A 13,105-nucleotide genomic window follows, 5' to 3' on the forward strand; every position below is an offset into this window, starting at 1 on the left:
CCAGCCCCTGCTGCCGTCTCCCGTCACGCCCCCGCGGGCTGGCGCACGTTCTCCCGTACCCACTCCACGATGGACGCCGTCGTGGCGCCGGGCGTGAAGATCTCGGCGACGCCCTTCTCCTTCAGCGGGGGGATGTCCGCCTCGGGGATGATCCCGCCGCCGAAGACCAGGATGTCCTCCGCGTCCCGCTCCTTGAGGAGGTCGATCACCGCGGCGAAGAGCGTGTTGTGCGCCCCGGAGAGGATGGACAGCCCGATCGCGTCGGCGTCCTCCTGGATCGCGGTGTCGACGATCTGCTCGGGGGTCTGGTGGAGGCCGGTGTAGATGACCTCCATACCGGCGTCGCGCAGCGCCCGCGCGATCACCTTGGCCCCGCGATCGTGGCCGTCGAGCCCCGGCTTGGCCACCACCACGCGGATCGGACCGGCTGCCACACCCATCACTGCCTCCATGAAGCGACTACATCCATCCGTACCGACAAGACCTGCTGGTGCCGCCGGCATCTCTGACACCGCCAGTACCGCACACGCCACCCGACCCACGCCCACCGCACACGCCACGCGGACGGCCCGCGGACGGCACCGAGGTACCCCGCGACACCCGCCGCAGCCGCGCCAGACGCAGCAACCGCCACGCACGCCGCAACCACGACACCCGCCGCACTCGCCACGCACGCCGCAACCGCCGCGCCGCCGCACACTCGCCGCGCACATCCGGGACGTACCGGTTCACGCAGCGTGCATGCCCCGCGCGGGCCCGGTGTACGCCCGTCGCACCGCCCCACGACCGGGGCGCCCGGCACCCACGCCCGGGGGAAGTGAACGAACGTTATCGCCAGCATCCCGCAACCGGCGGTTTCGCGGTGGATACAGAGGGGGAAATCACACGTGGGACACGTTCACCGCGCAACGTTCCGCGGACTCGTGGGGACGAGCGCACGGAGAGCCACAGCATCGCGGCCGGTCAGCGGCGCGCTGGGCGTACGGGGAAGCGCGCGGCAGAGAACGAGCGAGCGGGAGCCGCCCCTACCACGGGCAGACGCTTCCTGCCGCGCGGCAGACGCTCCGCGAACCCCCTTCACCTCACCCAGCACCTGTGTCACGGCTCTCCATGAGGGCACACGGGAGACAGAGGCGTCCCTCCGCGTGCTGACAGGAGGTCGACCGATGAAGGTCACCAGGGCAGCGCAGCCCTTTCTCCCCCTCTGTCAGCGACTTGTGCCGGCCCTGCCGGTCCCGGCGCTGCCCGGCAGACTCACCGGGCTCTCCCTGACCCTGCTGAAGGCGACCGCCCTGGAGGTCGCGATCCTGGCCGGGCACCTGCTCCTGTACCCCTCGGGCATGACGCAGGAACGCCGGGCCGCCCTCCCCCTCCCGGCGTCCGGGCCGGCCGGTACCGGTCCGGGGCTGGCCCCGGAGGACACCGTCCAACTGCCGAGGCAGGCCGAGAGCCGCCCGCCGGTGGTCCTGCTGCACGGCTTCATCGACAACCGCTCGGTCTTCCTGCTGCTGCGCCGCAGCCTGGCCCAGCACGGCAGGCAGCAGGTCGTCTCGCTCAACTACTCGCCGCTGACCTGCGACATCCGCATCGCCGCGGAGCTGCTGGGCCGGCACATAGAGGAGATCTGCGAGCGCACGGGCGCGCGGCAGGTCGACATCGTCGGGCACAGCCTCGGCGGGCTGATCGGCCGCTATTACATACAGCGCCTGGGCGGTGACCACCGCGTCCGAATGCTCGTGACCCTCGGCACCCCGCACGCCGGCACCCGGGTGGTGCCGCTGGCCAACGCGCACCCGATCGTCCGCCAGATGCGCCCCGGCTCCCCGGTGCTCGAGGAGCTGGCGCTGCCCTCGCCGGGCTGCCGTACCCGGTTCGTCAGCTTCTGGAGCGATCTGGACCGGATGATGGACCCGCTGGAGACGGCCTGCCTGGACCATCCCGACCTGTCGGCGCGGAACGTGCGGGTGAGCGGCGTCGGTCACCTGGCGCTGCCGGTGCACCCGGCCGTCGCGGCCGGCATACGGCAGGCCCTCGACGCGACCGACGACACCGGCCCGGCCGGCACCGGCTCCCCGGGTCTCACCGTCGCCTGACAGCAGGCGGACAGCCCGGCGAAAGCTCCGCGACGGGGACCGAGCAGCCCTCGACAACTCGAACAAGGGTCGAACGCCAAGTCAAACTCGCGCCCGCCGACCGCCAAATCACGGCCGATTGCCCGTTTCCTGCGTGCGTGAAACCTGCGGAAGATTGTCGTGCCCGCATACCGCCGGGTACAGTCGCCGCACTGCTCTGGCAGCCCCTGTTGTCGAGGCGAAAGAGAAGTTGGTGAACGACCGTCACCCGTCGGGGACCATGACCACCCCGGCCTCGGCCTCCGACGCCGACTCGGCGCACTACGCGTCGTACGGCTCCCAGGAGGCCGCGTACGGCGACCTCACCACTTACGACGGGTACGACGCCACCGGTTTTTCCACCGGCGCCCCCGCCGCCCAGCCCCACGCCGCCCAGCCCCTGGACACCGGGTCCTTCGCCGCCGACCCGCTCTTCGGCAGCCTCCCCGGGCAGCACACCGGCGGCTACGACACGACCGGCGCGACCGGCGCGTACGACTCCGCGCAGTGGTCCACCGGCGCCCAGCAGACACTGAACTACGACCCGTACGCGGCCCAGCACCACGCCGCCTACGACACCGGGGCCTACGACACCACCGCCTGGACGGCCGACTACCCGCCGTCGGCGGCCATTCCGACGCAGGGCGCCGGTCCGGAGACCAGCGGCCAGTGGGACACCGGCGACTGGAGCCGGCACGACCGGACCGGCGAACCGGCCGACCCGACCCAGCAGTGGCAGTGGGCCACGGGGACCTTCGCGGCGGGCACGTTCGACACCGGCGCCTACGACGCCACCCAGTGGAACACCGACGGCACGCCCGCCCCCGCCACGGACTTCGCGGACGGCACCGAACCGGCCCGGCACGAGGAACCCGCCCAGCACCCCGGCCCGGACCCGCACCTCGACCCGGACCCCGCCCCGGATCCGCACGACGACCACGGCCTGACCGCCACCGGCGAACTCCCCGCCGTCGAGGTGCTCCTCGACGGCCAGGAGGAGACCGTGTCACCCCAGGACGCGCCCCCGGCCGCCTCCCGCGCCGGTGCCCGCGCCGCCTCCCGCTCCCGCCGCCGCCCGGCCAAGCGGTCCGCGCTGTTCACCATCGCCGTGCCCTCGGCCTGTGTGATGGGGGTCGCCGGCATCGCCGCCGCCTCCGTCAACACGCTGACCGGCGACGACGGCACCGAGGCGGCCGCCGCCGCCCCGGACGCGACGCCGGTGAAGCCGTCCGCCGCCAACAACAAGCTGGACACCCAGCTCGCCAGCCTCTCCGCCGGCGCCGACGACTTCGCCGACCGGGCCAGCCGCACCCAGGAGCGCATCGACCTCAAGGCGGAGCAGGCGGCCGAGAAGAAGCGCGCGGCGCAGGAGGCGGCGCGCAAGGAGCGGCTGCGCCCCAAGTTCGCGCTGCCGGTGGCGCAGCACGGGCTCAGCGCCTACTACGGCCAGGCCGGCATCAACTGGATGTCCGTCCACTCCGGCATCGACTTCCCCGTCTCGTACGGCACGACGGTGATGGCCGCGACCGACGGCACGGTCCGCACCCAGTACAACAGCGCGTACGGGAACATGATGATCGTGACGGCGAAGGACGGCACGGAGACGTGGTACTGCCACCTCTCCAGCTACCGTGTCGCCTCGGGGACGGCCGTGAAGGCCGGGGACCCGATCGCGTACTCCGGTAACTCGGGCAACTCGACCGGGCCGCACGTGCACTTCGAGGTGCGGCCGGCCGGGGGCTCGGCGATCGACCCGCTGGCGTGGCTGCGCAGCCACGGCCTCGACCCGACCTGACCTCACCCGCCGCGCGTCAGAGCTTCTCCACCGGCGCGTAGCGCAGCAGCAGCCGCTTGGGCTTGGTGTCGCCGAAGTCGATCGTCGCCTCCGCGTTGGCCCCCGTGCCCTTGACGGCGACGACGGTGCCGAGGCCGAACTGGTCGTGGGTGACCCGGTCGCCGACCGCCAGCGACACGGTCGGCTTCTCGCCGGCCCGGCTGGTGGCGAACCCGGAGCCGCCGGACGCGGAGGACCGGGAGCGCGAGGACGACAGGGAGGCCGCGACCCCGGAGACCGCCCCGGCGGACGGGGCGGAGGCGCTCGATCCGGTCCGCTTCCAGGTCACGTGGGCGGCCGGGATCTCCTCCAGGAAACGGGAGGGCGGGTTGTAGGAGGGCTGGCCCCAGGCGCTGCGCATCGTGGAGCGGGTCAGGTACAGCCGTTCGCGGGCGCGGGTGATGCCGACGTACGCCAGGCGGCGTTCCTCCTCCAGTTCCTTGGTCTGGCCGAGGGCGCGCAGGTGCGGGAAGACGCCGTCCTCCATGCCGGTGAGGAAGACGACCGGGAACTCCAGGCCCTTGGCGGTGTGCAGCGTCATCAGGGTGACGACGCCGTCGCCGTCCTCCTCGTCCGGGATCTGGTCGGAGTCGGCGACCAGCGCGACCCGTTCCAGGAAGTCGGCCAGGGTCCCGGCCTCCTCGCCCTCGCCGCGCTCCTGCTCGAACTCCAGGGCGACGGCGGCGAGTTCCTGGAGGTTCTCGATACGGGTCTCGTCCTGCGGGTCGGTGGACGCCTGCAACTCGGCGAGGTACCCGGTGCGTTCGAGGACCGCCTCCAGCACGGTGGCCGGTCCGGCGCCGGACTCCACGACGGTACGGAGGTCCTCCATCAGCGTGTTGAACCGCTTGACGGCGTTGGTGGAGCGCGCGGCCATGCCGTACGCCTCGTCCACGCGCCTGAGCGCCTGCGGGAAGCTGATCTTCTCGCGCTGGGCGAGGGCGTCGATCATGGCCTCGGCGCGGTCGCCGATGCCCCGCTTGGGCACGTTGAGGATGCGGCGCAGCGGCACCGAGTCCTCGGGGTTGGCGAGGACGCGCAGGTAGGCCAGGACGTCCCGGACCTCCTTGCGCTCGTAGAAGCGGACGCCGCCGACCACCTTGTAGGGCAGGCCGGTGCGGATGAAGACCTCTTCGAAGACCCGGGACTGGGCGTTGGTCCGGTAGAAGACGGCGACGTCGCCGGCCTTGGCCTCGCCCGCGTCGGTGAGGCGGTCTATCTCGTCGGCGACGAACTGGGCCTCGTCGTGCTCGGTGTCGGCGACGTACCCGGTGATCTGAGAGCCGGCGCCGGCGTTGGTCCAGAGGTTCTTGGGGCGGCGCGACTCGTTGCGTTCGATGACCGCGTTGGCGGCGCTGAGGATGGTCTGGGTGGAGCGGTAGTTCTGCTCCAGCAGGATGGTCGTGGCGTCCGGGTAGTCCTCCTCGAACTGGAGGATGTTGCGGATGGTGGCGCCGCGGAAGGCGTAGATCGACTGGTCGGCGTCGCCGACCACGCACAGCTCGGCGGGCGGGACCTCGGCCTCGGGCGGCACGTCGGCCGGGTGCTCGGCCAGGCCGCCGACCAGTTCGCGCACGAGGGCGTACTGCGCGTGGTTGGTGTCCTGGTACTCGTCGACCAGGACGTGCCGGAAGCGGCGGCGGTAGTGCTCGGCGACGTCCGGGAAGGCGCGGAGCAGGTTGACCGTCGTCATGATCAGGTCGTCGAAGTCGAGGGCGTTGGCCTCGCGCAGCCGCGCCTGGTACATCGCGTACGCCTGGGCGAGGGTCTTCTCGAAGCCGTCGGCGGCCTGGGCGGCGAAGTCCTCCTCGTCGATCAGCTCGTTCTTCAGGTTGCTGATCTTGGCGCTGAAGGACTTCGGCGGGAACCGCTTCGGGTCCAGGTCCAGGTCGCGGCAGACCAGCGCCATCAGCCGCTTGGAGTCGGCGGCGTCGTAGATCGAGAAGGACGAGGTGAAGCCGAGCCGCTTGGACTCGCGGCGCAGAATGCGCACGCACGCGCTGTGGAAGGTCATCACCCACATCGCGTTCGCCCGCGGGCCGACGAGCTGCTCGACGCGCTCCTTCATCTCGCCCGCGGCCTTGTTGGTGAAGGTGATCGCGAGGATCTGGCCGGGGTGCACCCCGCGCTCGGCGAGCAGGTAGGCGATGCGGTGGGTGAGCACGCGGGTCTTGCCGGAGCCCGCGCCGGCCACGATGAGCAGGGGGGAACCGGCGTGCACGACGGCGGCACGCTGGTTGTCGTTGAGCCCCTCCAGGAGGGCGGCGGAGTCGACCACCGGGCGGGGGGCGCCGTCCCGGTAGTACGCCTCCCGGTCCGGGGGCGCGTCGAACTTCCCGGCGAACAGGTCGTCCGGAATCGGCTCCGAAACGTGGTCGTCCTCGGGGGGTGGCGGAGGCTCCTCCTCGTGGCCGCGGGGGGCCTGGAGGCTCGCCAGGAAGCTGTCGTCAAAGAGGCTGCTCATCGCTCCCCGAGTCTAGGGCGCCCCACCGACAACCGGCCGCCGCCTCGGAAACCCGGCCGGAAACGGGATCACGCACGGGCCGCCGGACACGCTCCCGGCAGCGAGAATCACCGTCAGTGACAACCGTACCCAAGGTCACGAAAATGTATCGGGCATATCACCCGTCAATCTTCACAGGGGCCGCACCGGTTGGCTACGGTGCGGGCGGGCCGCACGACCCCCACCGGCGAACGTCGCCGGGCCGCGCGGCCCCCGCCGCATCCGGCGCGCCGCCCCACGGCGTGCCCGGAACCGGGGACTCACCGAAGACCTGGGGTGAATCGGTTCACACCCCCCTTTCGCGGGGCCGGACCGATCGTGGGCGGCCTCCCTCCTCACCAGCCGCCCGGGATCCCCACGGCCGGCCCGGTAGGCGGAGCACGGAAGGAGTCGCCGTCCTTGGCGTCGCACCGCAAGTCGCGTCCCGCCGGCACGCGCGTGGCAGGCATCCGGGTCCCCGCCCTGGCCACGGCGGCCCTCACCTCCGTGGCCCTGCTCTCCCAGACGGCCACCGCCGCCCCGGCCGACGACCGGCCGAGCCTGGAGGAGGTCCGGAAGAAGGTCGACGACCTGTACCGCCAGGCCGGGTCGGCCACCGAGAAGTACAACGCGGTCAAGGAGCGGACCACGAAGCAGCGCGAGCGCGTCGACACCCTCCTGGACGACGTGGCCCGGCGCACCCAGGAGCTGAACGACGCGCGCGAGGAGCTGGGCTCCTTCGCCGCCGCCCAGTACCGCTCCGGCGCCTCGCTCCCCGACACCGCGACCCTGCTGCTGGCGGACACCCCGCAGGGCTACTTCGACCAGACCCACCTGATGGACCGGCTCACCGGCCGCCAGAAGGAGGCGGTCGACGACTACATCACCCAGCAGTCGCGGACGATGAAGAAGCGCCAGGAGGCCACCGAGAGCCTGCGGACGCTGACCGACTCGCAACGGGACCTGAAGACGGCCAAGGCCACGGTCCAGCGGAAACTCACCACCGCGCGGAAGCTGCTCTCGGAGCTGACCGCCGAGGAGAAGGCGCGGCTCGCGGCGCTCGAGAAGAAGAAGCAGCGGGAGGCCGCCCGCAAGGCCGCGGAACTGGCCCGGCGGCAGGCGGCGGAACGCGAGGAGCGGCGGGAGCGGGCCGGACAGCCGGCCGCGGAGCACACCGCCACGCCCGGCACCCCGGACCCGGCCGGCTCCGGCACCACCGCCCCGGACGCCTCGTACACCACCGCGGCCGGGAAGGCGCTGGCCTTCGCCCGCGCGCAGATCGGCAAACCGTACGTATGGGGCGCCACGGGACCCGGCTCGTACGACTGCTCGGGCCTGACCCAGGCCGCCTGGCGGGCCGCGGACGTGGCGCTCCCACGCACCACCTACGACCAGGTGAACGCCGGCACCACCGTGCCCCTCTCCCAGGCACAACCCGGTGACCTGGTCTTCTTCTACGACGACGTCTCCCACGTCGGCCTCTACATCGGCGACGGCATGATGATCCACGCCCCGAAGCCGGGCGCGTACGTCCGTGAGGAATCCGTCTACTACGACGGAGAGTCGTCGATCCACAGCGTGGTGCGACCGGCCTGACAGGTCCCGCTCTCTAGCATCGGCGCATGTCGTCCGGCACCACTTCCCTGCGCGCCTGGTGGGCGCGGCGTCCACCGGCGGCCGGGGCCGCGGTGATGGCGACCGGCATCGTCTCGGTCGGCCTGCACCTGACGGGGCACGAGTGGCTGTCCCGGGCCGCCCTGGTCCTGGCCTGCGTCGCCTGGCTGGGGCTGGCCGGGAACTTCGTCACCCTGCTGCTGCGGGAGCGCGCGACATGGCTCGCGCGGGCGGTCACGCCGGGCGCGCTCACCGCGGTGGCCGCGACGACCGTGCTGGGCACCCGGATCTCGCAGCTCGGCCGGCAGGCCCCGGCGGCGGTGCTGCTGGCGCTGGCGACGGTGCTGTGGCCGGGGCTGATCGTCCTGGTGGTACGGCACTGGGGGCGGCGGATGCCCGGGGCGGTGTTCCTGGGCTGTGTGGCCACCCAGGGCCTGGCGGTGCTCGGCGCCACGCTGGCGGCCGTCACCTCGACGGCGTGGCTGGCGCACGCGGCCCTGGTGCCGTTCTGGCTCGGGCTCGTGCTCTACGCCGCCGCCCTGTGGCGGTTCGACCCGTGGCAGGTGACGCGGGGCGCCGGGGACCACTGGGTGGCGGGCGGCGCGCTCGCCATCTCGGCGCTGGCCGGGTCCAAGCTGCTCGCCGCCGGGGGCGCGGGCCCGTACCTGTGGAACCGGGACGACGCCGACGTCCTGCGCACCGCCACCGTCGTCCTGCTCGTCCTCGACCTGGCCTGGTACGCGGTGCTGCTCGTCGCCGAGGTGCTCCGGCCGCGCCTTAGCTACGACGTGCGGCGCTGGTCGACGGTGTTCCCGCTGGGCATGACGGCGGCGGCGACGCTGTCCGTCGCCGCCGTCGTGCAGGTGCCCTGGCTGGAGGGGCCGGGCCGGGTGCTGCTGTGGATCGGGGTGGCCGCGTGGCTGGCGGTGGCCGCGGGGGCGGTCGGCTCCGCTAGGGCGGAACTAGGGCGGCTCAGGTCCACAGCACGGCGATGAAGATGTTCGCCACGGTCAGCAGGCCGACCAGGCCGAAGAGCGGCTTGTCCACCTTCTCGTCGTCCCGCTTCACATAGACCAGGCCGAGGATCACGATCAGCAGGGCCAGCTTGACGCCGATCTTGATGTTGTTGACGGACTGGTCGTCCGCCTGGTTCAGGCCGACCAGGATCACCCCCGTGACCAGCATCGTCAGCGCGCCGTGCAGCATGGCCGGGCCGAACCGGGCGGTGCCCTGGCCCATCGCCTTCATCTGGGTGAGGAAGCCGCCGAGCAGCGCCGCGATGCCGATGATGTGAAGGCCGACGAAGAGGTGGATGAGTACGTCCATGGGGCCGGAGCCTAACGAGGGGTGCGCACTCCCCCCGACACCGCCCCGGCCCCCGGACGGCCCCCGGACGACTCCCGGACGACTCCCGCCGGGGACGCGGACAGGCGCGCGATAGCACCCGGCCGCCCTCCCCCGCTGCCCGATCCCACACAACAATCACCACTCAGCGTGAAGAGAACGACTGCTGCCCTCCCTCTTGGTCACATACGGTCACGACCGGTCCCCTGTCGTCACTTCCGCGCATCGCCGCACCCGCCCGGCGCACCCCGGTCTAGCGTCCTCCCCCAGGTGTCCGGCTCCCACCGCCGCCCGGGCCAAGGGCGGTCGCCGGCATCACCGCCGGAAGGCCCGGTGGCGGCCCGTCCCCCTGTGCGGGACCGCCACCGGGCCGACCGCGGACGACGGGGGTCGTCACAGCAGTCGTACGGAAGGACGTGGATTCCCCGGTGGCAGCACACCGCAGACCCCGGCAGCGCCCGGCGCACGGCGGACCCGCCCGCACCGCCGCCACCGTCGCCCTCGCCGGCGCGGCGACCGCGACGGCGTGGACCGGCACCGGGCACGCCGCCCCCGAACCGACCCCGGAGCAGATCAAGGGCAGAGTCGACCGGCTGTACCGGGAGGCGGAGGTGGCCACCGAGAAGTACAACGGCGCCAAGGAGAAGGCCGACGCGGCCGAACGGAAGCTGACGGACCTGCGGGACGAGACGGCCCGCGGACAGGACCGGCTCAACGCCGCCCGGGAGGCGCTCGGCCCCGTCGCCACCGCCCAGTACCGCACCGGCGGGATCGACCCCGCCGTACAGCTCGCGCTCTCCGCCGACCCCGAGCAGTACCTCGACTCGGCCGCCTGGATCGAACGGGCCGGCAGCCTGCACGCCGCCGCCCTCGGCCGGGTCCGCGCCCAGCTCCGCGAGATCGAACGGCTGCGCGGCGCCGCCCGCGTCGAACTCACCTCGCTGACCTCCCGCAAGGCCGAACTGAAACGGCACCGCGAGACCGTCACCGGCAAACTCGCCGAGGCCCGCCGCCTGCTGTCCCGGCTGACCGCCGAGCAGCGCGCCCGCCTCGGCACCGCCCCCGACCGCGCCACCCGCTCCCCGGGCGCCCGGGACGCCCTCGCCGGTGCCGCCACCCCCGCCGCCCCCGCCGTGCCCGACTCCCGCGCCGCGGCGGCCGTCTCCTACGCCTACGCCAAGCTCGGCAGCCCCTACGTCTGGGGCGCGACCGGCCCGGACGCCTTCGACTGCTCGGGCCTGGTCCAGGCCGCGTACCGCGCCGCGGGCGTCTCCCTGCCCCGCACCAGCTACGCCCAGATCGGCGCCGGCCGCCGTGTCTCCCGCACCGAACTCCGCCCCGGCGACCTGGTGTTCTTCTACTCCGGCGTCAGCCACGTGGGCATCTATGTGGGCAACGGCCGGATGATCCACGCCCCGAACCCCGCCGCGCCGGTCCGGCTGGCACCGGTCGACCAGATGCCGTTCGCCGGGGCGACGCGGGTGGTGTGAGCGGGGGCGGGGTGCGCGGGTGGGGTGCGCGCGGACGGGTGGGTCAGACCAGCCGCCGGGCCGTCGCCCATCTGGTCAGCTCATGGCGGTTGGACAACTGCAGCTTGCGCAGGACCGCCGAGACATGGGACTCGACCGTCTTGACGGAGATGAACAGTTGCTTGGCGATCTCCTTGTACGCGTAGCCGCGGGCGATCAGGCGCAGCACCTCGCGCTCCCGCTGGGTGAGCCGGTCGAGGTCCTCGTCGACCGGCGGGGCGTCGGTGGAGGCGAACGCGTCCAGGACGAAGCCGGCCAGCCGCGGGGAGAACACCGCGTCGCCCTCCTGGACCCGGAAGATGGAGTCGACGAGGTCCGTGCCGGTGATGGTCTTGGTGACGTACCCCCGGGCGCCGCCGCGGATCACGCCGATCACGTCCTCCGCCGCGTCCGAGACGGACAGCGCGAGGAACCGGACCGGCCGCTCGGCGTCGGCCATCAACGGGGCGCAGCGGCGCAGCACTTCCACCCCGCCGCCGCCCGGCAGATGCACGTCGAGGAGGACCACCTCGGGCCGGGTCGCGGTGATGACCGTGACCGCCTGGTCGACGTCGGCGGCCTCCCCGACCACCTCGACACCGGTCTGCGCGGTCTGGCCGATCTCGGCCTGCACTCCGGTACGGAACATCCGGTGGTCGTCGACGAGGACCACGCGCACGTGGCGTGCCCCCGCGCCGCCGGCCGGTGCGCCGGACTCCGCGGTCCCCTCGGTCGGGTCGCTCATGACGTCTTCTCCGCCCTCTCCATCTCCAGCTCGACCTCCGTGCCGCCGCCGGGCACCGCGCGCAGCCGCGCCGTGCCCCCGTTGCGCTCCATCCGGCCGATGATCGATTCTCTGACACCCATGCGGTCGGCGGGTATCGAGTCGAGGTCGAAGCCGGGGCCGCGGTCCCGGACGGACACGAAGACCGTCCTGCCCTCGACTTCGGCGTAGACCTGTACGGCGCCGCCCTGGCCACCGTACTTGGCGGCGTTCACCATCGCTTCGCGCGCGGCCTGCATCTGTGCCCCGGTCCCTTCGTCGAGCGGGCAGTCGCCGACGACGACGACCTCTATGGGGACGCCGTGCTGGTCCTCCACCTCGGCCGCGTTGCGCTTCACGGCCTCGGCGAGGGTGGTGGGCTCGTCGTCCTCGTCCTTGCCGTTGCCCTCCGGTCGGTAGAGCCAGGCGCGCAGGTCGCGCTCCTGGGCGCGGGCGAGGCGGCGCACCTCGCCCGGCTGGTCCGCGTTGCGCTGGATCAGGGTCAGGGTGTGCAGCACCGAGTCGTGGACGTGCGCGGCGACTTCGGCCCGCTCCTGCGCGCGGATGCGCATCAGGCGTTCCTCGGAGAGGTCCTGCGTCATCCGGACGAGATACGGACCGGCCAGCAGCGTCGTGCCGACCAGGACGGCGAGGGCCGCCTGGAGGACGGAGCCGAGGTGGGCGGCGGAGCCCTGGAGGACGAAGACGCCGGTGACACCGGCCGTCACCAGCAGCACACCGCCGCCGGTGCGCAGCAGCGTGACCGTGCGCCGGTGGCGGCCGACCTCGGCCCAGCGGGCCCGGCGGGCGTTGTCCGCCTGCCGCCAGACCAGGGCGACGCCCGCGCCGACCAGCACGGCCGGCCACAGGTACACCCTGGCGCCGCCGCCGAGGTCGACACTGCCCACGAAGATCATGGCCACCACGACCATGAGGAGCAGGGCGACGATCTGCCCCTTGTCCGGTTTGCGGGTGACCAGTCTGCGGCGGCCGTCGGGCGAGGTGCCGGTGGAGACCAGGGACGGGGGCCGCTGGGTCTCGACCCCGCCGACGCCGAGCGGCACGAAGAACCAGAACGCCGCGTACAGCAGCGCGCCGAGGCCGTCGGCCATGAACAGGCCGACGAAGACGAGCCGCACCCAGATCACGGGCAGCCCGAGGTGCCCGGCGAGCCCCCGCGCCACACCACCGAGCCAGCGTCCGTCGCTGCTGCGGTAGAGCTTGCGCGACGGCCGCGGTTCGGCGATGGGCGCTGCTGCGGCTTCCGGCATGCCAATGATGGTCACACGGCGCGACGGCCCGGGCATCAGGGTCGGTCCCTAAGACTCCCCTGATCTTCCGGCGGCGCCGCCGTCGAACGCCTCCCGGGTCCCGGCTCGGGGCCGATCTCAGGGTCCGACCAGGGTCGTCCCGACTGCCGCCGGGGCTTCGCGCCCGCCACCATGGACG

The 13,105-nt window shown here is 72.9% G+C and carries 10 protein-coding genes; 5 read left to right on the forward strand and 5 right to left on the reverse strand.

Translation table 11 applies throughout. The features are described from left to right. Window positions 1-23: 23 nt before the first annotated feature. A complete protein-coding gene (gene icmB, locus IE316_RS21220; protein ID WP_190206012.1) occupies window positions 24-440 on the reverse strand; it encodes a coenzyme B12-dependent isobutyryl CoA mutase small subunit in 417 nt (138 codons plus the stop codon). 726 nt (window positions 441-1,166) lie between these two features. Here icmB and IE316_RS21225 point away from each other — a divergent pair. Continuing rightward, window positions 1,167-2,093 carry an esterase/lipase family protein gene (locus IE316_RS21225; protein ID WP_190206013.1) on the forward strand — a complete coding sequence of 309 codons (927 nt, stop codon included), beginning with the start codon at window positions 1,167-1,169 and terminating at the stop codon, window positions 2,091-2,093. A 232-nt stretch (window positions 2,094-2,325) separates the two neighbouring features. Continuing rightward, window positions 2,326-3,906, forward strand: coding sequence for a M23 family metallopeptidase (locus IE316_RS21230; RefSeq protein WP_190206014.1), 1,581 nt, complete (start codon window positions 2,326-2,328; stop codon window positions 3,904-3,906). A 16-nt stretch (window positions 3,907-3,922) separates the two neighbouring features. Here IE316_RS21230 and pcrA read toward each other — a convergent pair whose 3' ends face one another. After that, window positions 3,923-6,409, reverse strand: coding sequence for a DNA helicase PcrA (pcrA, locus tag IE316_RS21235; RefSeq protein WP_190206015.1), 2,487 nt, complete (start codon window positions 6,407-6,409; stop codon window positions 3,923-3,925). Between the two features lie 438 nt (window positions 6,410-6,847). Here pcrA and IE316_RS21240 point away from each other — a divergent pair, with 438 nt between their 5' ends. Continuing rightward, the gene (locus IE316_RS21240; RefSeq protein ID WP_190206016.1) at window positions 6,848-8,023 is read left to right on the forward strand and encodes a C40 family peptidase; all 1,176 of its coding nucleotides are present in this window, start codon (window positions 6,848-6,850) and stop codon (window positions 8,021-8,023) included. Window positions 8,024-8,049: 26 nt separating this feature from the next. After that, window positions 8,050-9,036, forward strand: coding sequence for a tellurite resistance/C4-dicarboxylate transporter family protein (locus IE316_RS21245; protein WP_190206017.1), 987 nt, complete (start codon window positions 8,050-8,052; stop codon window positions 9,034-9,036). Here IE316_RS21245 and IE316_RS21250 read toward each other — a convergent pair. Next, a complete protein-coding gene (locus IE316_RS21250; protein ID WP_190206018.1) occupies window positions 9,014-9,367 on the reverse strand; it encodes a hypothetical protein in 354 nt (117 codons plus the stop codon). The genes IE316_RS21245 and IE316_RS21250 overlap by 23 nt on opposite strands. A gap of 446 nt (window positions 9,368-9,813) precedes the next feature. Here IE316_RS21250 and IE316_RS21255 point away from each other — a divergent pair, with 446 nt between their 5' ends. Continuing rightward, window positions 9,814-10,875, forward strand: coding sequence for a C40 family peptidase (locus IE316_RS21255; RefSeq protein ID WP_190206019.1), 1,062 nt, complete (start codon window positions 9,814-9,816; stop codon window positions 10,873-10,875). Between the two features lie 43 nt (window positions 10,876-10,918). Here the strand turns inward: IE316_RS21255 and IE316_RS21260 are convergent, their stop codons facing one another. Both IE316_RS21260 and IE316_RS21265 read right to left on the reverse strand, forming a co-directional pair. Next, window positions 10,919-11,638 carry a LuxR C-terminal-related transcriptional regulator gene (locus IE316_RS21260; RefSeq protein WP_190206020.1) on the reverse strand — a complete coding sequence of 240 codons (720 nt, stop codon included), beginning with the start codon at window positions 11,636-11,638 and terminating at the stop codon, window positions 10,919-10,921. Beyond that, entirely contained in the window at window positions 11,635-12,927 is a 1,293-nt protein-coding gene (locus IE316_RS21265) for an ATP-binding protein (protein WP_190206021.1), read from the reverse strand. The genes IE316_RS21260 and IE316_RS21265 overlap by 4 nt, the downstream gene beginning before the upstream one ends. Between the last annotated feature and the right edge of the window lie 178 nt (window positions 12,928-13,105).

It is taken from the genome of Streptomyces fumanus (assembly GCF_014655295.1).
GTDB classification, from domain to species: domain Bacteria; phylum Actinomycetota; class Actinomycetes; order Streptomycetales; family Streptomycetaceae; genus Streptomyces; species Streptomyces fumanus.

What these genes read in the sequence shown, in the direction of transcription:
- icmB (WP_190206012.1), bottom strand. Translation starts at nt 440, where the DNA reads ATGGGTGTGGCAGCCGGTCCGATCCGCGTGGTGGTGGCCAAGCCGGGG.
- IE316_RS21225 (WP_190206013.1), top strand. Translation starts at nt 1,167, where the DNA reads ATGAAGGTCACCAGGGCAGCGCAGCCCTTTCTCCCCCTCTGTCAGCGA.
- pcrA (WP_190206015.1), bottom strand. Translation starts at nt 6,409, where the DNA reads ATGAGCAGCCTCTTTGACGACAGCTTCCTGGCGAGCCTCCAGGCCCCC.
- IE316_RS21245 (WP_190206017.1), top strand. Translation starts at nt 8,050, where the DNA reads ATGTCGTCCGGCACCACTTCCCTGCGCGCCTGGTGGGCGCGGCGTCCA.
- IE316_RS21250 (WP_190206018.1), bottom strand. Translation starts at nt 9,367, where the DNA reads ATGGACGTACTCATCCACCTCTTCGTCGGCCTTCACATCATCGGCATC.
- IE316_RS21260 (WP_190206020.1), bottom strand. Translation starts at nt 11,638, where the DNA reads ATGAGCGACCCGACCGAGGGGACCGCGGAGTCCGGCGCACCGGCCGGC.
- IE316_RS21265 (WP_190206021.1), bottom strand. Translation starts at nt 12,927, where the DNA reads ATGCCGGAAGCCGCAGCAGCGCCCATCGCCGAACCGCGGCCGTCGCGC.